General features: G+C 62.9%; 23 protein-coding genes. 16 read left to right on the forward strand and 7 right to left on the reverse strand.

Features of this window, described 5'->3' with window-relative positions:
* Positions 1 to 101: 101 nt before the first annotated feature.
* Positions 102 to 359, reverse strand: coding sequence for a DUF6894 family protein (locus ACLFLU_RS32635; RefSeq protein ID WP_254133528.1), 258 nt, complete (start codon positions 357 to 359; stop codon positions 102 to 104).
* 250 nt (positions 360 to 609) lie between these two features.
* Here ACLFLU_RS32635 and pqqA point away from each other — a divergent pair, with 250 nt between their 5' ends.
* The 10 genes from pqqA to ACLFLU_RS32685 all read left to right on the forward strand — a co-directional run bounded on the left by pqqA (position 610) and on the right by ACLFLU_RS32685 (position 10759).
* Positions 610 to 690, forward strand: a complete 81-nt coding sequence (gene pqqA, locus ACLFLU_RS32640) for a pyrroloquinoline quinone precursor peptide PqqA (RefSeq protein WP_007595659.1) — start codon at positions 610 to 612, stop codon at positions 688 to 690.
* A gap of 119 nt (positions 691 to 809) precedes the next feature.
* Positions 810 to 1739: a pyrroloquinoline quinone biosynthesis protein PqqB gene (pqqB, locus tag ACLFLU_RS32645; protein ID WP_426408820.1), complete on the forward strand. Its 930-nt coding sequence runs from the start codon at positions 810 to 812 to the stop codon at positions 1737 to 1739.
* A complete protein-coding gene (gene pqqC / locus ACLFLU_RS32650) occupies positions 1736 to 2527 on the forward strand; it encodes a pyrroloquinoline-quinone synthase PqqC (RefSeq protein ID WP_426408821.1) in 792 nt (263 codons plus the stop codon). Before pqqB ends, pqqC begins: the two co-directional genes overlap by 4 nt.
* A gap of 12 nt (positions 2528 to 2539) precedes the next feature.
* Positions 2540 to 2851, forward strand: a complete 312-nt coding sequence (gene pqqD / locus ACLFLU_RS32655; protein ID WP_426408822.1) for a pyrroloquinoline quinone biosynthesis peptide chaperone PqqD — start codon at positions 2540 to 2542, stop codon at positions 2849 to 2851.
* The gene (gene pqqE / locus ACLFLU_RS32660; RefSeq protein WP_426408823.1) at positions 2848 to 4041 is read left to right on the forward strand and encodes a pyrroloquinoline quinone biosynthesis protein PqqE; all 1194 of its coding nucleotides are present in this window, start codon (positions 2848 to 2850) and stop codon (positions 4039 to 4041) included. The genes pqqD and pqqE overlap by 4 nt, the downstream gene beginning before the upstream one ends.
* The gene (gene pip, locus ACLFLU_RS32665; protein ID WP_426408824.1) at positions 4031 to 5017 is read left to right on the forward strand and encodes a prolyl aminopeptidase; all 987 of its coding nucleotides are present in this window, start codon (positions 4031 to 4033) and stop codon (positions 5015 to 5017) included. The genes pqqE and pip overlap by 11 nt, the downstream gene beginning before the upstream one ends.
* 25 nt (positions 5018 to 5042) lie before the next feature.
* Positions 5043 to 5720, forward strand: a complete 678-nt coding sequence (locus ACLFLU_RS32670) for a hypothetical protein (protein WP_426408825.1) — start codon at positions 5043 to 5045, stop codon at positions 5718 to 5720.
* A 239-nt stretch (positions 5721 to 5959) separates the two neighbouring features.
* On the forward strand, positions 5960 to 7759 hold the full coding sequence (locus tag ACLFLU_RS32675) for an FAD-dependent oxidoreductase (protein ID WP_426408826.1): 1800 nt from the start codon (positions 5960 to 5962) through the stop codon (positions 7757 to 7759).
* Positions 7729 to 9576, forward strand: coding sequence for a 2-oxoacid:acceptor oxidoreductase subunit alpha (locus ACLFLU_RS32680; protein ID WP_426408827.1), 1848 nt, complete (start codon positions 7729 to 7731; stop codon positions 9574 to 9576). Before ACLFLU_RS32675 ends, ACLFLU_RS32680 begins: the two co-directional genes overlap by 31 nt.
* A 127-nt stretch (positions 9577 to 9703) precedes the next feature.
* A complete protein-coding gene (locus ACLFLU_RS32685; protein ID WP_426408828.1) occupies positions 9704 to 10759 on the forward strand; it encodes a 2-oxoacid:ferredoxin oxidoreductase subunit beta in 1056 nt (351 codons plus the stop codon).
* Here ACLFLU_RS32685 and ACLFLU_RS32690 read toward each other — a convergent pair whose 3' ends face one another.
* The 3 genes from ACLFLU_RS32690 to ACLFLU_RS32700 all read right to left on the reverse strand — a co-directional run bounded on the left by ACLFLU_RS32690 (position 10760) and on the right by ACLFLU_RS32700 (position 13853).
* Positions 10760 to 11200: a DUF4399 domain-containing protein gene (locus ACLFLU_RS32690; RefSeq protein ID WP_426408829.1), complete on the reverse strand. Its 441-nt coding sequence runs from the start codon at positions 11198 to 11200 to the stop codon at positions 10760 to 10762. It abuts the gene before it with no gap.
* Positions 11201 to 11217: 17 nt separating this feature from the next.
* Positions 11218 to 12750: an SUMF1/EgtB/PvdO family nonheme iron enzyme gene (locus ACLFLU_RS32695; RefSeq protein ID WP_426408830.1), complete on the reverse strand. Its 1533-nt coding sequence runs from the start codon at positions 12748 to 12750 to the stop codon at positions 11218 to 11220.
* A 518-nt stretch (positions 12751 to 13268) separates the two neighbouring features.
* Complete coding sequence (locus ACLFLU_RS32700; protein ID WP_426408831.1) at positions 13269 to 13853, reverse strand: STM3941 family protein; 585 nt, start codon at positions 13851 to 13853, stop codon at positions 13269 to 13271.
* A 193-nt stretch (positions 13854 to 14046) separates the two neighbouring features.
* Between ACLFLU_RS32700 and ACLFLU_RS32705 the strand changes: the two genes are divergently transcribed.
* The 6 genes from ACLFLU_RS32705 to ACLFLU_RS32730 all read left to right on the forward strand — a co-directional run bounded on the left by ACLFLU_RS32705 (position 14047) and on the right by ACLFLU_RS32730 (position 16837).
* On the forward strand, positions 14047 to 14667 hold the full coding sequence (locus ACLFLU_RS32705) for a hypothetical protein (RefSeq protein WP_426408832.1): 621 nt from the start codon (positions 14047 to 14049) through the stop codon (positions 14665 to 14667).
* A 30-nt stretch (positions 14668 to 14697) separates the two neighbouring features.
* A complete protein-coding gene (locus tag ACLFLU_RS32710; protein ID WP_426408833.1) occupies positions 14698 to 15147 on the forward strand; it encodes a DsrE family protein in 450 nt (149 codons plus the stop codon).
* Positions 15148 to 15386: 239 nt separating this feature from the next.
* Positions 15387 to 15710 carry an ArsR/SmtB family transcription factor gene (locus ACLFLU_RS32715; protein WP_426408834.1) on the forward strand — a complete coding sequence of 108 codons (324 nt, stop codon included), beginning with the start codon at positions 15387 to 15389 and terminating at the stop codon, positions 15708 to 15710.
* A complete protein-coding gene (locus ACLFLU_RS32720; protein WP_426408835.1) occupies positions 15707 to 16138 on the forward strand; it encodes an SRPBCC family protein in 432 nt (143 codons plus the stop codon). The genes ACLFLU_RS32715 and ACLFLU_RS32720 overlap by 4 nt, the downstream gene beginning before the upstream one ends.
* Positions 16139 to 16184: 46 nt before the next feature.
* Positions 16185 to 16397, forward strand: a complete 213-nt coding sequence (locus ACLFLU_RS32725; RefSeq protein WP_426408836.1) for a hypothetical protein — start codon at positions 16185 to 16187, stop codon at positions 16395 to 16397.
* Positions 16394 to 16837 carry a DUF1801 domain-containing protein gene (locus tag ACLFLU_RS32730; protein ID WP_426408837.1) on the forward strand — a complete coding sequence of 148 codons (444 nt, stop codon included), beginning with the start codon at positions 16394 to 16396 and terminating at the stop codon, positions 16835 to 16837. The genes ACLFLU_RS32725 and ACLFLU_RS32730 overlap by 4 nt, the downstream gene beginning before the upstream one ends.
* A gap of 255 nt (positions 16838 to 17092) precedes the next feature.
* Here ACLFLU_RS32730 and ACLFLU_RS32735 read toward each other — a convergent pair whose 3' ends face one another.
* From ACLFLU_RS32735 to ACLFLU_RS32745, 3 genes are read right to left on the reverse strand one after another with little or no spacing between them, the layout of a single operon-like run.
* A complete protein-coding gene (locus ACLFLU_RS32735; protein ID WP_426408838.1) occupies positions 17093 to 18631 on the reverse strand; it encodes a SpoVR family protein in 1539 nt (512 codons plus the stop codon).
* Positions 18628 to 19905 carry a YeaH/YhbH family protein gene (locus tag ACLFLU_RS32740; protein ID WP_426414121.1) on the reverse strand — a complete coding sequence of 426 codons (1278 nt, stop codon included), beginning with the start codon at positions 19903 to 19905 and terminating at the stop codon, positions 18628 to 18630. The genes ACLFLU_RS32735 and ACLFLU_RS32740 overlap by 4 nt, the downstream gene beginning before the upstream one ends.
* 19 nt (positions 19906 to 19924) lie before the next feature.
* A complete protein-coding gene (locus ACLFLU_RS32745) occupies positions 19925 to 21868 on the reverse strand; it encodes a PrkA family serine protein kinase (protein WP_426408839.1) in 1944 nt (647 codons plus the stop codon).
* Between the last annotated feature and the right edge of the window lie 511 nt (positions 21869 to 22379).

Below are 22379 nucleotides of genomic sequence, written 5' to 3' on the forward strand. Positions count from 1 at the left end.
ATGACAGGCTCCGCGAAGCAATCCAGACTGCCACCGCGGAGGCCGTCTGGATTGCTTCGTCGCAAGGCCACCTCGCAATGACGGCGGAGAGAATTGGGGGCTTAATGCCGCGTCGCCGACTGGTCCGGCATGTCCAGCAGCGCCTCGGTGAAGGGAAACTCCAGCACGATCTCGCCTTCGACGTCGGTGACCTCGATCACCGCCTCCATGAGCGCCGGCTGGGCGCCTTCGGACTTCACTACCTCCAGGATCATCTGGCGGGCAACCTCCCAGGCACGATCAGGGTTGCGCAGATCCTCGCCATCGGGATCCACGATCAATTCATCGCCGATACGGGTGTTGAAGAAATATTTGGGCATCACGAGATCCAGCTAGAGCCGCCTGTATCGGATTGAAAGCTGCACTGCACTCACAACTGCTTTATCAGGACAGGGTTCGCGACCGAATGCGCCGAGCGCAAGGCCATATCACCAGAAAGTACTGTTCCCGGCGCATTTTTCGCGGCGCAATATGCCTGTGCTCGGGAAAATTTCACTGGCGAACTTTTGCGCGCGCAGTAATTTAACCCCCGGGCGGATACGTCCGAAATCGCGAAAATGGAGAGCCGAAATGGCCTGGAAAGCCCCCAAGATCGTCGAAGTGCCGTGCGGCATGGAAATCAACATGTATGTGAGCGCCACCCGCAAATAAGCGGTTGGTGAGTATGCGTTTTGCGCAGGTGGGTCTGCCGGTCACGATCGGTTTCCGGATGATGGAAACTGTGTTGGCCCTAGGATCCACCTGGCGACGTTGCCTCCAGGAGACGGATCATGCTTCGCGTCGTCGTCCTGGGCGCCGGGGCCGGCGGCGGAGTCCCGCAATGGAATTGCGGTTGCGAGGGCTGCCGGGCAGCCCGTCACCACGGCCATGAGCTTTATCGAACCCAAGCCTCGGTCGCCTTCAGCGGCGACGGCGAGAACTGGTTCCTGATCAACGCCTCTCCCGACCTTCGCCAGCAATTGAATGCCACGCCGCAACTGCATCCCAAGGCAGGCGCGCTGCGCCATACGCCTGTTGCAGGCGTGATCCTGACCAACAGCGAAGTGGATGCGGTCGCCGGACTGCTGTCGATGCGCGAGGGTTCGCCCTTCACGGTCTATGCGCATGAGAAGGTGCTGGCGATCCTGGCCAGCAACAGCATCTTCAACGTGCTGAACGAGAAGAACGTCAAGCGCCAGCCGATCGGCATCGGCGAGCCCTTTGAGCCGCGCCTCACCGACGGCGCGCGCTCGGGGCTGGAGGTGCTGCCCTTCGCCGTGCCGGGGAAGTCGGCCTGGTATCTCGAAGGCAAGGCGCATCCCGGCGGCGAAAGCGGCGACGGCGATACGCTGGGGCTGAAGATCACCGACAAGTCGACCGGCAAGTGCTTCTATTTCATCGCCGCCTGCGCCGAGGTCACCGATGCGCTGAAGGCCGAGATTGACGGCGCCGCCTTGGTGTTCTTCGACGGCACGGTCTGGCAGGACGACGAGATGATCAGGGCCGGGCTCGGCCACAAGACCGGCAAGAGCATGGGCCATGTCGCGATGTCCGGTCACGATGGCGCGATTGCGCGGCTGGCCGACCTCACACTCGACAGGAAGATGTTTCTCCATATCAATAACTCGAACCCGGCGCTGCTGCCCTCCTCGCCTGAACGCAAGACGGCCGAGGCGGCGGGCTGGCAGATACCCGCCGACGGAACGGAGATCGTGCTGTGAATGCCGCGTCCATGACTGGAATGACTGCGCTCTCGATCGGCAAGGACATCAAGCTCAACTCGGCCGAGGAGCTCGAGGCAACGCTGCGCCATATCGGGGCGACGCGCTATCACAGCCTGCATCCGTTCCATAAGCTGCTGCATGGCGGCAAGCTGAGCAAGGGCCAGGTGCAGGCCTGGGCGCTGAACCGCTACTATTACCAGAGCACGATCCCGATCAAGGACGCGGTGGTGATCTCGCGCTTCCGCGACCGCGCCACGCGGCTGGAATGGCGCCACCGCATCGAGGACCATGATGGTGATGTCGGCTCTGAGGGCGGCATCGAGCGCTGGCTGAAGCTGACCGAAGGTCTCGGGCTCGACACGGCTTACGTGGAATCGACCGAAGGCATTCTGCCGGCGACGCGCTTTGCGGTGGAGGCTTACGTCCACTACTGCCGCGAAAAGAGCCCGCTGGAGGCGATCGCCTCCTCGCTCACCGAATTGTTCGCGCCGAACCTGCACGAGGAGCGCATCTCGGGCATGCTGGAGCACTATGACTTCGTCAACCCCGACATCATGAGCTATTTCAAGCGCCGCCTCGCGCAGGCGCCGCGCGATGCCGGCTTTGCGCTCGACTACGTCAAGGCGCACGCCACGACGCCGGAGCAGCGCGCGCAGGTGTGCAATGCGCTGATCTTCAAGACCAACGTGCTGTGGGTGCAGCTCGATGCGCTTCAGCACGCCTATGTCGAAGGCAACATTCCGCCGGGGGCGTTCGTGCCCCAAGAATCTAAAAAGGCGAGTTGAGGGACGAGAGCAATGGCCGGGCCGCGGAACATCAGCGTCAGCGAAGCAAGCCGCCCCGTGCTGCCGCGGCATGCCAAGCTGAAGTATGACGAGACGCGAAAGGTCTGGGTGATCCTGGCGCCGGAACGCGTGCTGGCGCCGGATGAGATCGCGGTCGAGGTCTTGCATCTCTGCGACGGCAAGCGCAGTGTCGGCGACGTATCCGACCAGCTGGCGGCGAAATACGCCGCCCCGCGCGAAGCCATTCTCGCCGACGTCATCGTCATGCTGCAGGATCTCGCCGACAAGGGCTTTCTGACCGAGGCCCGGGAGAAGACGCCATGAGCGATGTGCTCCCGATCATCCCGCCTGACGCCAGCGACAGCCTCGCGGTGCTGGAGAAGAGCCGCTCGACGGCGGAGACCTTTGGCATTCCGCTCGCGGTGCTGCTCGAGATCACCCACCGCTGCCCGCTGCAATGTCCGTACTGCTCCAACCCGGTCGAGCTTGATCGCTCCGGCAAGGAGCTCACGACGGACGAATGGAAGAAGGTGCTGAGCGAGCTCGCCGAGATCGGCGTGCTCCAGGTTCATTTCTCCGGCGGCGAGCCGACGGCGCGCAAGGATCTGGTCGAGCTGGTGAAGCACGCCAGCGACGTTGGCCTCTACACCAATCTGATCACCTCGGCCGTGCTGCTGACGCGCGAGCGGCTGAGCGATCTTGCCGATGCCGGGCTCTGCCATGTGCAGATCTCCTTTCAGGGCATCGAAGAGGGCCTCGCCGATCGCGTTGCCGGCTACAAAGGCGGCCACCGCAAGAAGCTCGAGGTCGCGAAGTGGACGCGCGAGCTGGATTTGCCGCTCACCGTGAACGCGGTGATGCATCGCCAGAACCTGCATCACCTCCCCGACATCATCCAGATGTCGATCGATCTCGACGCCGACCGCCTGGAGGTCGCCAATGTGCAGTACTACGGCTGGGCGCTGAAGAACCGCGCCGCTTTGATGCCGACGGTGGCACAGCTCGACGAATGTACCCGCATCGTCGAGGAGGCGCGCGAGCGGCTGAAGGGGACGCTTGCGATCGACTACGTCGTGCCCGACTATTATGCGTTGCGGCCGAAGAAATGCATGGGCGGCTGGGGCCGCCAGTTCTTCAACATCTCGCCCGCCGGCAAGGTGCTGCCCTGCCACGCCGCCGAGAGCATCACCGGGCTCGACTTCTTGTCCGTGCGCTCCAACCATTCGATCGCCTGGATCTGGCAGAACTCGGATGCCTTCAACCGCTATCGCGGCACCGGCTGGATGAAGGAGCCGTGCAAATCTTGCGAATTCCGCGAGATCGATTTCGGCGGCTGCCGCTGCCAGGCCTTTGCGCTGACGGGCGACGCCGCCAACACCGATCCCGCCTGCGCGCTGTCGCCGCTGCACGAGACCATCTTCAAGCAGGCCGAGCGCGAGGCCGAGGGCGAGACCAACCGCTTCCTCTATCGCAATTTTGCCGGCGGCACTCTGGAATCCGGGAATGACGCCTGACGCCGACGCGGCCACATCGGCCAGACGTGCCGATCCCTTTGCGCCGCTGACCTCCGAGATGCTCGATGTCGGCGACGGCCACGAGCTCTATGTCGAGAGCGTCGGCCGCACCGAGGGCATCCCCGCAATCTATCTGCATGGCGGGCCCGGCAGCGGCTGCCAGCCGGATCATCGCCGGCTTTTTGATCCCGAGCGTATGCATGCGGTGCTGCTCGACCAGCGCGGCTGCGGCCGCAGCCGGCCGAAAGGCTCACGCGAACACAACACGACGGCGCATCTGATCGCGGACATGGAGAAGATCCGCGAAAAGTTCGGCTTCGAACGCTGGATGGTGGTCGGCGGCTCCTGGGGCGCGACGCTGGCGCTGGCTTACGCACAAGCCCATCCCGAACGCGTCTCCGGCATTGCGCTACGCGCGACCTTCTTGGGCACGCAGGCGGAAGTCGAGACGGCCTTCACCTCGCGCCTGGCGCAGTTCTATCCGGCGCTGCACGAGGATTTTCTGAGCGTGCTGCCGCCGGAAGAACGCGCGCAGCCGATGGCAGCCTATTATCGCCGCATCCTCGATGCCGATCCGGCCGTGCATGGACCCGCCTCGCGCGCCTGGCACGATACCGAGCGCGCGCTGTCGGAGCACAAGCCGGCAAAGACGCGGATCGACCTGGGCTCGCTGAATGTCTGGCGCACATTGCCGGCGACACCGTTCATGGAAGCGCATTACTTCATCAACGACAGCTTCATGACCGAGAACCAGCTGTTGCGAAACGCCGGCCGGCTCGCCGGCATTCCCGGCATCATCGTGCAGGGCCGCTACGATCTGTTGTGCCCTCCTGAGACATCCGAGCGGCTTGCAAAAGTTTGGCCGGGTTCCGAGGTCAGGATCGTGGAAGAAGCCGGGCATTCGCTCTATGATGCCGGCGTGCGGGACGCGGTCATGAAGTCAATCGCCGACCTCGCGTCGAAGGCCGCGCGCTGACGCGCGAAACAAGGACAACAAGAAAATGCCGCTCGCCGGGACAGGCATGCTGCTGACGTCGATGAACATCGACGCCGCAGACGAAGCCGATTTCAACCGCTGGTACGATCGCGAACATCTGGAAGAGCGCGTTGCGATCGAGGGCTTTCTGGAAGCGCGGCGCTATGTCGCGCACGCTGCCAATCCCAAATATCTCTCGCTGTATTCGACCGCGACGTTAGAGGTGCTCGACAGCCCCGCCTACCGGGCGCGGCTTGCCAACCAGACAGAATGGTCGCGGCGGACCATGGCGCATTTCAAGAACATGCTGCGCGTTGTCGCGCGCATCACCATCAGCAAGGGCACCGGCCGCGGCGCGGCGCTCGGCCTGGTGCGGCTGCGCCCCAGTGCCGACAATGCCGGCGCATGGCGTGATGCACTGCAAGAAAGGCTGGCGCCCGGAGAGCGCGAGGGCATCATCTCCATGCATCTGCTCGAAAGCGAGGCGGAATTGTCGGGCGCAACGGCGGACATTCCGGCGGTGCGTAACGAAGGCGCGCGCGACTGGTTCGTGCTGATCGACGGCACGCGTGTCGGCGCGGTGTCGGCCGTCATCGCCGAACGCTTCACGGGCCCCGCCGCCGCACCCTTCCCGCTTCCCGTCTCCGTCGGCACGTACAGCCTGATGTGGGACCTCGCGAAGAGCGATATCGCACACGGCTGAAGCGCCATCCGCATCGCAGCATGCTGCACCGCCGCATTGGTTGCCCGCGCGGCGTTAATGCTGTGCGCGCGCAGCTCCTATGAAAGCCGGTGATCACCCAAATTTGCCGTTGTACTTCGGACCGGTTCTAATAAGCTAACCCAATGACGTCATTCAGAAACCAGATCGCGGCGCGTTAAGCGTTCGACAAGCTCAAGAAAAGGCCGCCGGGTCTTTGAGCCTGTGCGGACAGGGTAGGAATGAAACCGACCGATATCGCGGCCCCCGACTACTTTCACAAAGTGGTCGATTGCCAGTGGGCCTGTCCTGCGCACACCCCGGTTCCCGAATACATCCGATTGATCGCACAAGGCCGCTACAGCGACGCCTACATGATCAATTGGAAATCGAACGTGTTTCCCGGAATTCTGGGACGCACCTGCGATCGTCCATGCGAGCCGGCGTGCCGCCGCGGACGCGTCGAGGAAACGCCGGTCGCGATCTGCCGCCTCAAGCGCGTTGCCGCCGACTTCAAGGACGACATCACTCAACGCCTGCCGAAGCCCTCACCCAAGAACGGCAAGCGCGTCGCGTTCGTCGGCGGCGGTCCGGCGTCGCTCACGGTGGCGCGCGATCTCGCGCCGCTCGGCTATCACTGCACCGTGTTCGACGGTGATCCCGAAGCCGGCGGCATGATGCGGACGCAGATCCCGAAATTCCGCCTGCCCAATTCAGTGATCGACGAGGAGACCGGCTACATCCTCAATCTCGGCGTCGACTTCAAGGGTGGTCACCGAATAGACAGCATGAAGGCGCTGCTCGCGGAGAAATACGACGCGATCTTCGTCGGCTCCGGCGCGCCGCGCGGCCGCGAGCTCGACATTCCGGGCCGGAAGGAAGCAGCCGCCAACATCCATATCGGCATCGACTGGCTTTCGTCCGTGTCGTTCGGCCACACCGACAAGATCGGCAAGCGCGTGATCGTGCTCGGCGGCGGCAACACCGCGATGGATTGCTGCCGCACCGCGCGCCGCCTCGGCGGCGAGAAAGTCTCGGTGGTGGTGCGCTCCGGCTTCGAGGAGATGAAGGCCTCGCCGTGGGAGAAGGAAGACGCGATTCACGAGGATATTCCGATCCTCAATTACATGGTGCCGGTGGAATTCAAGCATGTCGCCGGCAAGCTCATCGGCGTCACCTTTCAGCATGTCAAAGCCGAATACGACGCCAAAGGCCGCCGCAATCTCGTACCTTCGGGCGATCCCGATCAGACCATTCCCTGCGATGACGTGCTGGTCGCGGTCGGCCAGGAGAACGCCTTCCCCTGGATCGAGCAGGATTGCGGCATCGAGTTCGACAAATGGCACATGCCGAAGGTCGATCCGAAGACCTTCGTTTCGACGAACCCCAAGGTGTTCTTCGGCGGCGACGCCGCATTCGGCCCGAAGAACATCATCTGGGCGGTGGCACAGGGCCATGACGCCGCGTTGTCGATCCACAAGATGCTGTCGGGCGAGGACATCACCGAACGGCCGCTGCCGGAGGTGCATGTCTCCTCGCAGAAGATGGGCATCCACGAATGGAGCTATGACAACGACATCTCCAACGACAAACGCTTCAAGGTGCCGCATCGCGACAAGGTGATCGCGCTGAAGGACATCCGCACCGAGGTCGAGCTCGGCTACGACGTCAAGCTCGCGCTCGGCGAGGCGCATCGTTGCCTGAATTGCGACGTGCAGACCGTGTTCTCGACCTCGCTCTGCATCGAGTGCGATGCCTGCGTCGACATCTGCCCGATGGACTGCATCACCTTTACCAACAACGGAGAGGAAGACGATCTGCGCCAGCGCCTGAAGGCGCCCTCGCCGCATCCGGACCAGGATCTCTACGTCTCCAGCGACCTCAAGACCGGGCGCGTGATGGTCAAGGACGAGGACGTCTGCCTGCATTGCGGGCTATGCGCCGAGCGTTGTCCCACCGGTGCCTGGGACATGCAGAAATATTTCATCGAGATGACTCACGCAGGTTCGACATGTCCGACAAAAAGCCGATCAGCAGCGTAAACGACTTCGTCGTCCGCTTCGCCAACGTCAACGGCTCGGGCTCGGCCAGCGCCAACGAGATGTTCGCGCGCGCCATCCTGCGCCACGGCGTGCCGGTGTCCCCACGCAACATCTTCCCCTCCAACATCCAGGGCCTGCCGACCTGGTACGAGGTGCGGGTGACCGAAGACGGCCATCTTGGCGCCCGTGGCGGCGTCGACATGATGGTGGCGATGAACCCGCAGACCTGGGACAAGGACGTCGCCGGCATAGAGCCCGGCGGCTATCTGTTCTACGATTCGACCAAGCCGATGCCGTCGACCAAATTCCGCGACGACATTACCGTGATCGGCGTGCCGCTGACCGCGATCACCAACTCGACCTACACCGACCCGCGCCAGCGCCAGCTGTTCAAGAACATCATCTATTTAGGCAGCCTCTCGGCGCTGCTCGACATGGACCCGAAGCTGATAGAGCAGCTGATCGGCGAGCAGTACAAGGGCAAGGAGAAGCTCTTGTCCTCCAACGTCCATGCGCTGCATCTGGGGCGCGACTGGGCGCTGCAGAACCTGAAATGCCCGATTGGTCTCAGGGTCAAGAAGTCAGACAAGGTCGGCGACCGCATCTTCATCGAGGGCAACAGCGCGGCCGCGCTCGGCGCCGTCTATGGTGGCGCCACCGTGTGCGCCTGGTATCCGATCACGCCGTCCTCGTCGGTGGCGGAAGCTTTCACCGCCCATTGCAAGAAGTACCGGCACGATCCCGAGACCGGCAAGGCGAAATACGCCATCGTGCAGGGCGAGGACGAGCTGGCTTCCATCGGTATCGTCATTGGCGCCTCCTGGAACGGCGCCCGCGCCTTCACCGCCACCTCCGGCCCCGGCATCTCCTTGATGACCGAGTTCATCGGCCTCTCCTACTTTGCCGAGATCCCGGCCGTGATCATGAACATCCAGCGCGCCGGCCCCTCCACGGGGATGCCGACCCGCACACAGCAGTGCGACATCATCGCCTGCGCCTATGCTTCGCATGGCGACACCAAGCATGTGCTGCTGTTCCCGGAAGATCCGGCTGAGGCCTTCGAGTTCGCGGCCGCCGCCTTCGATCTCGCCGAGCGGCTGCAGACCACGATCTTCCTGATGCTCGATCTCGACATCGGCATGAACCACCGGCTCTGCCGCCCGCTGAAGTGGGACGATTCCAAGCAATATGACCGCGGCAAGGTGATGACCGCGGAGATGCTGGAAGAAGGCCGTGACTTCGGCCGCTATCTCGACGTCGACGGCGACGGCATCCCCTACCGCACCTACCCGGGGACGCATCCGACCAAGGGCTCCTATTTTACCCGCGGCACGTCGCGTGATCGCTATGCGCGTTACTCCGAGGAAGGTTCGGTCTATGCCGACAACATGCAGCGTCTCGTGCGCAAGTTCGAGACAGCGCAGGATCTCGTGCCGCGGCCGCTGCAGGCCAATGCGGAACGGCCGACCAAATATGGCGTGATCTATTTCGGCTCGACCTCGCCGGCGATGGACGAGGCGATCGGACTATTGGAAGCGCGCGGGCATCAGCTCGACCGCCTGCGCATCCGCGCCTTCCCGTTCCACTCGAGCGTCGCGAGCTTCCTCGCCGAGCACGACTTCGTCTATGTCGTCGAGCAGAACCGCGACAGCCAGCTCCGTCAGCTCATCGTCAACGAGAACGGCATCGATCCCGTCCGTCTCGTGCCGATCGTGCATTATGACGGCACCCCGATCACCGCCCGCTACATCGCAAAAGCCATTGGCGACCACCAGGATCACCTCAAGGTGACCCCGCTCCGCAAGGCCGTGTCATGATTTGCGCGTCACCCTCTCCGTCATGCCCGGGCTTGTCCCGGGCATCCACGCCCTTCTTCCTTGCCGCCAAGACGTGGATGGCCGGGACAAGCCCGGCCATGACGGGCCTGGAATCGCAGGTGCTCTGATGACCTACATTGCAAAGCCGAAATTCCATCATCCGGGCCTCAAGAAGAACGAGCTCGGTTACACCCACCGCGACTACGAGGGCAAGATCTCGACGCTGTGCGCCGGCTGCGGCCATGACTCGATCACGGCCTCAATCATCGAGGCCTGCTACGAGCTCTCCATCGAGCCGCACCGGGTGGCGAAGATCTCCGGCATCGGCTGCTCGTCGAAGACGCCGGACTACTTCCTCGGCAATTCGCACGGCTTCAACTCCGTGCACGGCCGCATGCCCAGCGTGCTTACCGGCGCCAATCTGGCGAACCGCGATTTGATCTATCTCGGCGTCTCCGGCGACGGCGATTCCGCCTCGATCGGCTTCGGCCAGTTCGCGCATTCGATCCGGCGCGGCGTCAACATGACCTATATCGTCGAGAACAACGGCGTCTACGGCCTGACCAAGGGCCAGTTCTCTGCCACCGCCGACCGCGGCTCCAAGAGCAAGAAGGGCGTCACCAACACCGACAACGCCATCGACCTCGTCGCGATCGCGCTTCAGCTCGGCGCCACCTTCGTCGCCCGCTCATTCTCGGGTGACAAGGCCCAGCTCGTGCCGCTGATCGCGGCCGCGATTGGCCACAGGGGCGCGTCCTTCATCGACGTCATCAGCCCCTGCATCGCCTTCAACAATCACGCCGGCTCGACCAAGAGCTTCGACTATGTCCGCGAACACAATGACGCGGTGAACCGGCTCGACGTACTGGTCGGCCGCGATCCGATCGCTGTGGACTATGCGCCGGGCACGGTGCAGGTGGTCGAGCAGCATGACGGCAGCAAGATCGCGCTACGCAAGATCGACGCCGATTACGATCCACATGACCGGTTAGGGGCCCAGACCTTCCTCGCGCGGCACGCCGCCAAGGGCCAGATCGTCACCGGGCTGCTTTACGTCGATCCCGATGCGGAAGATCTGCACAGCCATCTCAACACAGTCGAGACGCCGCTCAACACGCTGGAAGCGGACACGCTGTGCCCGGGCTCGGCGGCACTGGACAAGTTCAACGCCAGCCTGCGGTGATCATTTGCCGCGCTGAGGCCTGACGCGCACGGTGATCTTGTCCGACACGACAGGCGGGTCGAACGGATAGTGCTTCGCATCGCCCAGCACCAGTTGCAGGGTGTGGGTCCCGGGCGGGAGCTCGAGCATAGTCTCGGTCTGCCCCGCCCCAAAATGCAGGTGCGTCTTGTCCTGCGGGATCGGCTCCTTGGGATCGATAGGGTCGTTGACGTCGACCAGCAAATGATGGTGGCCGGCGTTCTGGTAGTCGTCGCCGGCATGCGTCACACCCATGTTGCGCAAGCCGAACCGGACCAGGAATCCGCCGCGCACCTTCTGCCCGTCATACGGGGTTATGAAATAAACCTTTGCGTCCTTTGGAGCAGCCTTCCCCTGCGAGAAGGCGATGCCCGGGAGCAATGCGAGCGCCGCCGACAGCGCAACGCAGCGAAGGATTTGCATCGAATCTACTCCGGCAGTTAAGGACTGAGCGCGACACGGAATCCATGCGTCGGGTAACGAACATTGGTATCGTAAGCGTCGCGGTTGGACGGCCGTACGTATCTCAAGTCGTTCTTCCAGGAGCCCGAGCGCAGGACGTGCGAGCCGCAGTCCCCACCGCTCCATGCCGAACCGTCATTGGGCGCGCCCTGATAGGTCTTGTGCCAGCAGTCCTCGACCCATTGGTCGACGCCGCCGCCCATGTCGTGGAGACCGAAAGGATTGGGCTTGAAGCTGCCGACTTTCGCCGGCTGCTCGGCCACGGCATCGCCGCAGTCCTTGCACCCGGCCATGCCCTGCTGGGCCTTGTCGCCCCACCAATACTTTGTCGACGTCCCGCCACGCGCCGCATACTCCCATTCGGCTTCGCTTGGGAGCCGGTAAGGCTTCTTCGTTGTCTGCGCGAGGAAGGCGGCATATTGCTGAGCGTCAGCCCAGCTCACATTGGTGATGGGCGCATCGTCTTTGCCGGTGGCCGTGAATCCGCACGCCTTGGCGGCGGCGCATTCGTTCCATTCCTGCACTGTCACCGGATATTTTCCGATCGAGAATGGCTTGACCGTGACCTGGTGGACAGGACGTTCGGTCGGATCATCGTTGCTTCCCATCGCAAAGCTGCCGCCGCGAATGGCGATCATTTCGGGTTCACGGACCGGTGCCGCCGTCGGTTGGCTGGGTGCCGGAGTGGGCGACGGTGGCGCCGATGCCAGTGAGGGAGACGGTTGCGGCGTCGGTGTCGCCGCCTCGCGCGGTGACGGTTGCGGGATCGGTGATGCTGCCGGAGAAGCGGTCGGCACGGCGGCCTGCTCGCGGAGCCGACCTTGCGGCTGCGCCAGCAGATACCAGAGCACGCCAGCGGCAATGACCAGCAGCGTGATGCCCAGGAGAAAGATCAGAGTATTCTCGCGCCGGCCCCGCGTGCTGCCGACCGCGTCGGCGTCCGGCAGCACGCGATAGACGCGCACGGGATCAGTGATGTTCTTGACCTTGCGATCTCCGAGCGATTCATAACCGCAGACCACCTTGTGCTTGATCTGCTCGTAGATCGCGCCCGAGATGTAGACCTGACCAGGCTCGGCAATGCCCTCGATGCGTGTGGCGATGTTGACGCCATCGCCGTAGACGTCGTCCGGCTCAACGATGACATCACCGAGATTGACGCCAATTCGGTATTCGATACGGGAGTCCTTCGGAATCGAGGCATTGCGGCCGACGAGGTTCTGCTGAATGACAATGCTGCATCGAACCGCCTCGACGGGGCTATCGAAAATGGCGATGAAGCCATCGCCCGTGGTCTTCACCAAATTTCCATGATGCTCGACGATGCTGGGTTCGATGAGGTCCCGCTCGATCCGCTTGACGCGGACATGCGTGCCTTCCTCGTCGGCCTGCATCAAGCGACTGTAGGATGCGATGTCACCGACTATGATCGCTGCGAGACGACGCGGCATTCCTCCGTGCGGAGGCGGCTCGTTCTGATTCCCGGATCTGAAGTTGCGAATTTCGCCCATTGCGGGGGGACTCCACAAACTTACATGAGGCGGCCCCAGCCTACGACGTCGAGAAACAATCGCGTGTGAACGCTATCACATTGACGAACTGGAACAACGTCGAAGCAACCGCCGACAGCGGGTTTCGGAGAGCAAGGGCTTATGAGTTGCCTGAACCTTTCGGGCTCGACCTGCGACTAAGGCGAGGCGGTGCCGGAGAAGATCAACGCCAGGCTGCGGTGAGGCGCCCTCTGCATCGGTCGATGCGATCGGCTCGGCCAATGCGAACTCCAAGCCCTGATGGGATGAGCCTCGACTAGCGCGCCGACGGAGGTGCGTTCCCTCCCCCCTTGTGGGGGAGGGCTAGGGAGAGGGGTAGCCCAGCAAAAGGCGTCGGTTGTTGATGATGCGCCGAGGACGGGTGCGCTATGGAGAGAATCCCCGAGTGGCGCCCCCCTCCCTGCCCCTCCCCCACAAGGGGAGAGGGAACGGAGAGAGCGGTGCTGTCGGCTGAATTCGACTCGCCTTGGCCGTCACGTCTAGCTGACAGGCTCGGGCGCGGGCTCAGTCTCTGGCACGGCGTGGTCCGCATGAGCCGGCCTTCCGGCGCCCCAATATTGCTTGCAGGCCTCGAGCAGTTTTTCTGTGTTCATGGTCAGGCCGCCCGCATTGACGATCACGCTGTCAGTGCCAAGCGCCTTGTTCATCATCGACAGGGCCTGCGTCAGAAACCCTCCGGAGAATCGCTGGGCGACGAGGGGATCGACCTTGAGCACCACGAACTTCTGCCCGCGCTGCTGCCATAGAAAAATCTTTCGCACGGCGCTCCAGGCGATGGTCTCGTCGGCGAGCCTGGTGTCGCGAATGCCGACACGGCTGATGAAGACCACCGGCTGCCTGGCAGAGATCAGCCGCCAGAGCATCCTGCAGGTGGCGAGGCCGAAAAACACCGCGCCGACATAGCAGGCGGCGACCTCGAACGTGGTGATGTTCTTGCCTTCCTGCCAGCTGAATGCGAGCGTTGCGCAGAGCAGCGTCAGCAGCAGGCTGCCGCCGAATAACATCAGCAGCCGGGCTCGCGAATAGCCGATCGCACGATTGGGCAAGTTCTGACTTTCGGACATTTTCAATCGCCTCCGGCCATTTGCAACAACCTGGGGTCTATCCGCGCCCTTCCCTTGCAACGGTTAAGCCTGGAACCTTGCGCGAGGCTGCCCGCAGGAGGCGCAGTTGAACGCACGGCGTGCGGCTTGCGACTAACGGCCAGTTGGCCCGCTCCGATGCGGGCCGTCATACGCTGACGTGTCCGGTGCGACCATGAAGCTTGCCCTCATCCTTCCGCTTGCTCTTGTCGCCTTCATCGGCGTCGCCCGGGCCGAGGAGGCCGACGACATCCGCGAGGCGAGCAAGACCGAAACCGAGGCCTTCAACGCGCGCATATATGCGGGCACGCCCGGCAAGACGGCCTATGCCTGTTTCGTCCGCCGCTACGATGCCGAGCACCTGGCGCGGCACCCGAAGCAGAAGGTCGCCGAGATGAAGCTGCTGGTCTCGGCGGAGACCGACAGCGAGGACAAGCAGCTCCACAACTCCTTCCGGCTCGGCTTCCGGTATCGCCACCGCAGCAGCGATTTCGACTCCAGCGGCTCCTGCCACCACACGGTGTTCACCAAGGAGGGCGACGAGGTCCGCCTCGGCTGCGGCGTCGATTGCGAGGGCGGCGGCCTCGGCATCGCCCTGTCGAAGGACGACAAATCGGCCATCGTGCGACTGGAAAGCATCAGGGTCTGGTTGCACAACAAGGCGGGCGAAGACGACGACAGCACCCTGGTCGCAGGCAACGACGACGGGATTTTTCGCCTCGACCGGACCGACAACAGTGCGTGCGCCCCGCTTGCATACGACCGCGAAGAACTCGCCGCGCTTCGCCATAAGTGATATGTCTCCGGCAAAGTGCAGGAGATCGCCATGAACCGCCGGAACATCTTGTGGAGCACCGTCTCGGCGCTGGGCGCAGCGTTTGCCGCCTCGCGCGCCAAGGCTGCGACCGAAGCTGCCAAGTCAGGCAAGCTGAAGGTCGTCTATCACCTCAGCGACGCCGACAAGGTCAATTTCGTGCTCGGCAACATCCAGAACCACATCGACGGCGTCGGCGGCCCCGACCATGTCACGATCGCGCTGGTGATCCACGGGCCGGCGTTGAAGGCGTTCCATTGGGCGCAGGCCAACCCGGATGTCAGCAAGCGGATCGGCGATTTCTCCAAGGACGGCGTCGAGCTCGCCGCCTGCGGCAACACGATGAAGGCGCAGAACATCACGCTGACGGATCTGCTGCCGGGGTTTGTGAGCGCGGAGAAAGGCGGCGTGGTTCGCCTCGCCGAACTGCAGTCGCAGGGGTATCTTTATTTGCGGCCGTAGCCTCCGCCACCTCCACCGTCATTGCGAGCGAAGCGAAGCAATCCAGAATCCCTCCGTTGAGACAGTCTGGATTGCTTCGTCGCATCAGCGCAAAATTGCTACGCAATTTTGTCGCGAGCTCCTCGCAATGACGGGAGAGAGGGCTGCGCGAACCTCCGTCACTTCCCCCTGCCGCTCTTGACATACCCATAACTCTACGGTTATGAATTTACCCATAACTACACGGTTATGGATTTCGCATGCCCACCACCCCCGATCTCCTGTTCCGGACGCTCGCCGACCCGACCCGGCGGGCGATCTTCGAGCGGTTGTGCCGCGAGGGCGAGCAGACGGTCGGAGCACTGACGGCGCGATCGGGCGTTTCCCAGCCGGCGGTCTCAAAACATCTCGGCGCGCTGAAGCAGGCCGGCCTGGTGCGCGACCGCCACGAAGGACGCCAGACTCATTACTGCGCGCAGCCCGGTGCGCTCAATCCGCTGATCGACTGGACCAGCCAGATGGCAGGCTTCTGGCAGAACCGGCTCGATGCGCTCGACGATTTGCTGAAGAGGATGGACCAATGACTGAGGCTGCGACCGAAACACGTTCCGTGGTTATCGAGCGCGAATTTTCCTATCCGCCCGAGCGGCTGTGGCGCGCGCTGACGCAGCCGCATCTGATCGAGGAATGGCTGATGAAGAACGACTTCAAGCCGACGGTCGGGCACCGCTTCAATCTGCGCGGCGAATGGGGCGGCGTGCTGGATTGCGAGGTGCTCGCCATCGAGCCGCAGCGCATCCTCGCCTACACCTGGAACTTTACGCACGAGGACGCGGCTTACGACCTCAAGAGCGTGGTGACGTTCACGCTCACCCCGCAAGGCGCAGGCACGCATCTGCGCGTCGAACAGGCGGGCTTCCGTCCCAGCCAGAAGCAGGCCTATGGCGGCGCGCATGCCGGCTGGAAGCAGTTTTTCACCAAGCTGGACGAGCTGCTGGCGCGGGCGGAGTAGCTCCGCCACGGGCGTCCATTCCGAACATTCTCACAGGAGACCCTAGATGAGTTCGAATATGTGGATTCGACAGATCCACCGCTGGCTGTCGATTGCTTTCACGATTGCCGTGATCGCCAACATCGTTGCGCTGACCATGCAGGTTCAGGCGCCGTGGATCGGCTTGCTGGCCCTCGTGCCGTTGATTCCGCTGCTCGCGACCGGGCTCTATCTGTTCGCGCTGCCCTATCTTGGCCGTCGCAGCGAGGCGCGATCATGAAGAAGGCAGTGACTGCAAAGAAGACCAGCGCGAAGGACGCAGGCGCACCTTCGCCCTCCAAGATGATCGATGGCAGGATCAGGGAGCTCGGCGACTGGCGCGGCGAGACGCTGAAGCGAATCCGCGCGCTGATCAAGGAGGCCGATCCTGACGTGGTCGAGGAATGGAAATGGCGCGGCGTTCCCGTGTGGGAGCACGATGGCATCATCTGCACCGGCGAGACCTACAAGGCCGTGGTGAAGCTGACCTTTGCCAAGGGCGCGGCGCTGGATGACCCGGCCGGCCTGTTCAACTCCAGCCTCGACGGCAATGTGCGGCGTGCGATCGATCTTCCCGAGGGCGCTGAGATCAACGAGAAGGCGTTGAAGGCACTGATCCGCGCGGCCGTGGAGCTGAACGCGTCGAAGGCCAAGAAGAAGCCAGCGAAGAAGACAGCGTGATGAGTTTCAAGACCGGGTTCAGCCGACGGCAACACTCTCTCCGTTCCCTCCCCCCTTGTGGGGGAGGGTCAGGGAGGGGGGTGCCGCACGGGGATTCTTTCCGTCGCGCCGGCCCTCGATGCACCGTCGACAACCAGCACCTATTGCTGGGCTACCCCTCTCCCTAGCCCTCCCCCACAAGGGGGGAGGGAACGCACCTTCGTTGGGGCGACAGCCGAGTCTCACGGCATCAGGCGCTCCGCGCAATCGGCCGCCTCAGGCCACCGCCGCCGGGATCGGGCGCGGGCTCACGACGTATTCGCGCAGCACCTTGTCACTCCCGTCGACCTCGATCAGCGCGACGTCATAGGTCCAGAGATCGGCGAGATGCTGGAGCACCCGCTTGGTATCGGTCTCGTTGAGCTGCGAGCCCTTGATGACGCGGTGGTGCAGGATCAGCCGGCGGTCGCCGGAGAGATCGACATCGACCACCTCGATATTGGCGTCGATGTAGCCGACGTCGTGCTGCCGCGCCAGTTCGCGGCGGACGCGGCGGAAGCCGCGCTCGTCGTGGATGGCATCGACCCGGATGCCGGCGCGCTCTTCGGGATCGTCGTGCAGATGGAACATGCGGAGTTGCCGCATCAGTTTCGGGCTCAGGAACTGGGCGATGAAGCTTTCGTCGCGGTAGTTGGCCCAGACGTCGCGCAGCACGCCCATCACGTCGTTCTTGCCGGCGATATCAGGGAACCATTCGCGGTCCTCGTCCGACGGACTGGTGACGATGCGCTCGATGTCCTGCATCATGGCGAAGCCCAGCGCATAGGGGTTGAAGCCCGAGAAGCGCTGATCGTCGAATTCGGGCTGAAACACCACGTTGGTGTGCGATCCCAAAAATTCGAGGAAGTTGCCGTCGGAGATGCGGCCCTGCTGATGCAGCTGGGTCATGATGCGATAATGGACGTAGGTCGCCGTCCCCTCGTTCATCACCTTGGTCTGGCTCTGCGGATAGAAATATTGCGCGATGTGGCGGACGATACGCAGCAGCTCGCGCTGCCAGGGCGCCAGGCGCGGCGCGCTCTTCTCCAGGAAGTAGAGCAGGTTTTCCTGCGGCAGGCCGAGCAGCTTGCGGCGACGCTCAAGCGAGATCGCGGTCCGGGCCTTCGAGGCGCCCTTGGGCACGGTACGCCAGAGGTCGTTGAAGACTTCCTCCTCGTGCTGGCGGCGGCGCCCGGCCCGCTTCTCCTCCTCGCGCAGGTCCAGCTGCTTCTTGCCGGGATAGCGGTCGATGCCGTGCGACATCAGCGCATGCGCGGCGTCGAGCGTGCGCTCGACCTCGGTGCGGCCGTAGCGCTCCTCGCACTGCATGACGTAGTTCTTGGCGAAATCCAGGTAGTCGAGAATCCCTTCGGCATCGGTCCACTGCTTGAACAGGTAATTGTTCTTGAAGAAGTGGTTGTGGCCGAAGGCGGCGTGCGCGATCACCAGCGTCTGCATCGTCGCCGTGTTCTCCTCCATGAGGTAGGAGATGCAGGGCGAGGAATTGATCACGATCTCATAGGCAAGGCCCATCAGGCCCTTGCGGTACGACGCCTCGTGATACGCGAAATGCTTGCCGAACGACCAGTGCTTGTAGAACAGCGGCATGCCGACGGACGAATAGGCATCCAGCATCTGCTCGGCGGTGATCACCTCGATCTGGTTCGGGTAGACGTCGAGCCCGAGATCCTTCAACGCCACCTCCTCGCAAGCATCGGTGATGCGCTGCAAGGTGTGGAAATCCCAATCGGCGCCTTCGAACAAGCGTTCCGTCATGGAGCGGCTTTCTCCTGGGCAGTGTCGCGGCGCTGGAACAGATCGTGGAACACCGGAAAGATCTCGCTGCGCTCGCTGACCTTGCGCATCGAGAGCGCTGCGCCGCTATTGCGCAGGCGCTCGTAGAGGGTCCAGAGCGAGGAATCGGAGAGATCGAAGGCGCTGCCGCCGGATTCCCCGACCTCGAGATAGGCGAAGAACTGGCAGACCGGCAGGATTTTTTCGGTCAGCAGAAGGCCGGTGAGCTCGCCATCGGAATAGGAGTTGTCGCCGTCGGAGGCCTGCGCGGCGTAGATATTCCAGTCCGCCGGACTGAAGCGCTCGCGCACGATCTCGTGCATCGCCTGCAGCGCGCTGGAGACCAGCGTGCCACCGGAGGCCGGGCCGTAGAAGAAGGTCTGCTCGTCGACCTCCTCGGCGCGATCGGTGTGGCGAATGAAGACGATCTCGACATGCTTGTAGCGCCGCTTCAGGAACACGTAGAGCAGCATGTAGAAGCGTTTGGCCAGATCCTTCATGTGCTCGGACATCGAGCCGGAGACGTCCATCAGGCAGAACATCACGGCTTGCGCCACCGGCCGCGGCACCTTCTCGTAGCGGCGATAGCGGATGTCGAGCGGATCGATGAAGGGAATGCGCTTGGTCTTCGCCTTCAGCTTTTCGAGCCGGGCGACGAGTTCCGCGCGCTCGTCCTCGTCGGTGCAGGCGGCGATCGCGGCCTCCAGCTCGTCGATCTCCTCCTTGCTGGGACGCCTGAGCGCGATGCGGCGGGCGAGCGCGAGCTTTACGGTACGGCTGACCGAGATGTTGGCGGGTGAGCCTGACGTGGTGTAGCCGGCGCGCTGGATGCCTTCGCTCTCGGTCTGAGCGATCTTGCGCTTGGCAAGATCCGGCAGCTCGAGATCGTCGAGGAAGAGATCGACGAACTCGTCGCGGCTGAGCACGAAGCGGAAAGCGTCTTCGCTGTCGCCTTCGCCGGGACCGGAATCCTTGGCGCTGCCCTGGCCGGAGCGCTGCAGATAGTCGCCCTCGATGAACTTCTTGTTGCCGGGCAGCACCATGTCGCGCGTCCCGCCTTCACGGCGGAACCGCGGCTCGTGCATGCCGTCCAGCGGGATTGTGACCTCACCACCCTCCAGGACGTCCTTGATGTCGCGTTCCTGCGAGGTCTTCTTGACGGCGCCCTGCACCAGGGACTTGGCCCGACGCAAGAACCGCTGGCGGTTCTCAAGACTCTTGCCGCCTGGATTCAGGCGCCTGTCAATAATGTGAATGGCCACTTTCTCATCCGCCTCAACCGGCTTGCTTCACGCGCATGTACCATTCGACCAGTCGGCGAACCTGACGCTCGGTGTAGCCGCGCTCCACCATGCGTGCGACGAACTCGCCGTGCTTCTTCTCCGTCTCGCCGTCCTTCTTCGAACCGAACGAGATGACCGGAAGCAGGTCCTCGACCTGAGAGAATATCCGCTTTTCGATCACATCGCGAATCTTCTCGTAGGAGATCCAGGTCGGATTCTTGCCGCCGTTCTGGGCCCGCGCCCGTAACGAGAATTTGACCACCTCGTTGCGGAAATCCTTCGGGTTGGCGATGCCCGCCGGCTTCTCGATTTTCGTCAATTCCTGGTTCAACAGTTCGCGATCGAGCAGCTGGCCGGTGTCGGCATCCTTGAAGTCCTGGTCCTCGATCCAGGCGTCGGCGTAGTCGACGTAACGGTCGAACAGGTTCTGGCCGTAGTCCGAGTAGGATTCCAAATAGGCCTTCTGGATCTCGTTGCCGATGAACTCGGCGTAGCGCGGCGCGAGGTCGGCCTTGATGAATTCGAGATAGCGTTTCTCGACTTCCTCGGGCAGCTGTTCGCGGCGGATCGACTGCTCCAGCGCGTACATCAGGTGCACGGCGTCGGCGGCGACCTCCTGTGGGTCGTGGTTGAAGGTCGCAGCCAGGATTTTGAAGGCGAAGCGCGTGGAGACGCCGTCCATGCCCTCGTCAATGCCGGCGGCGTCGCGATATTCTTGGACGCTGCGCGCCTTCGGATCGGATTCCTTCAGACTCTCGCCGTCATAGACCCGCATCTTGCCGAACAGCGTGGAGTTCTCGTGCTTGCGCAGGCGCGACATCACCGAGAACCGCGCCATCGTCTCCAGCGTCGACGGCGCGCACGGCGCCGACGCCAGCTCGGAGCCCTGGATCAGCTTCTCGTAGATCTTCTGCTCTTCGGTGACCCGCAGCACGTAAGGCACCTTGATGACGCAGATGCGGTCGATGAAGGCTTCGTTGTTCTTGTTGGACTTGAAGCTCGTCCACTCGGCCTCGTTCGAGTGCGCGAGGATGACGCCGGTGAACGGGATCGCGCCGATATTCTCGGTGCCGATATAGTTGCCTTCCTGCGTCGCCGTCAGCAGCGGATGCAGCATCTTGATCGGCGCCTTGAACATCTCGACAAATTCGAGGATGCCCTGGTTGGCGCGGTTGAGGCCTCCCGAATAGCTGTACGCATCGGGATCGTTCTGCGCATAGGTCTCGAGCTTGCGGATATCGACCTTGCCGACCAGCGAGGAGATGTCCTGGTTGTTCTCGTCGCCGGGCTCGGTCTTGGCAACTGCGATCTGGCGCAGCCGCGACGGCTGGATCTTGGCGACGCGGAATTGCGAGATGTCGCCGCCGAAGGCCTCGAGCCGCTTGTAGCACCATGGGCTCATCAAGCCCGTCAGACGGCGGCGCGGAATGCCGTACTTCTCTTCCAGTATCGGCCCAAGTTGATCAGGATCGAACAGGCTGAGCGGGCTTTCGAAAACCGGACTCAGTTCGTCGCCGGCCTTGAGCACGTAGATCGGTTGCACTTCCATCAGCGACTTGAGCCGCTCGGCGAGCGAGGATTTGCCGCCGCCGACCGGTCCGAGCAGATAGAGGATCTGCTTGCGCTCTTCGAGACCTTGCGCCGCATGCCGGAAGAAACCGACGATGCGCTCGATGGTTTCTTCCATGCCGTAGAAGCCGGCGAAGGCCGGATAGGTGCGGATGGTGCGGTTCAAAAAAATACGGCCAAGGCGTGGGTCCTTGGCCGTGTCAATCGTCTGGGGCTCGCCGATCGCCGCTAGTAACCGTTCGGCCGCATTCGCGTATCTCATGGGATCGCTTCGACACGATTCCAGATATTCCGCCATCGACATGTCGTGCTGGCTTCTCGCCTCGAACGACCGAGCGAAAGCGTTGAATAGAGAATCGTTGTACATGATCCCTCTCCGCGTGAGTTCCGCTACAAGCTGAAACGAAAGCAGTTACCGGACCGTTCCTCAGGCCGCTTCTCGAATCAGCGTGAGCACATGAAGATCATTGGACACCCGGGTGCCGACACGACGCAACGTACAAGGTAGGCACTCGTTGAACTACGAACAGGCACTTGCCTGTAATTTGTGCGAATCTCTATCTATCTTCGCTCATTTCCAAGAAATGTCACTTGCTCGCCACATCCGGGCAATACCGGGGCCGCGCCTCTCCGGCACTGCAACATGACGATCTGCGAGCGGCAAACTTGTGACGCTTGCAGGGCGATGCCTTGCGCGCAGCGTTCATCTTCCTGCTGCAATGCGATGCGTGGGCTGCATGCAGCATGAATGTCGCGGCAAGCGCGTAGCGCTGTACCAAAATCGGTCGCCAAACCCTCCGAAGGGATAACGCCGTTCTGCGTGGCGGCTCGGCTGCAGACGAGCTGCCGCAGGACGGATCGACCGCTGTCGAGATCAT

This window comes from Bradyrhizobium ganzhouense, assembly GCF_049949285.1.
Taxonomy (GTDB): domain Bacteria; phylum Pseudomonadota; class Alphaproteobacteria; order Rhizobiales; family Xanthobacteraceae; genus Bradyrhizobium; species Bradyrhizobium ganzhouense.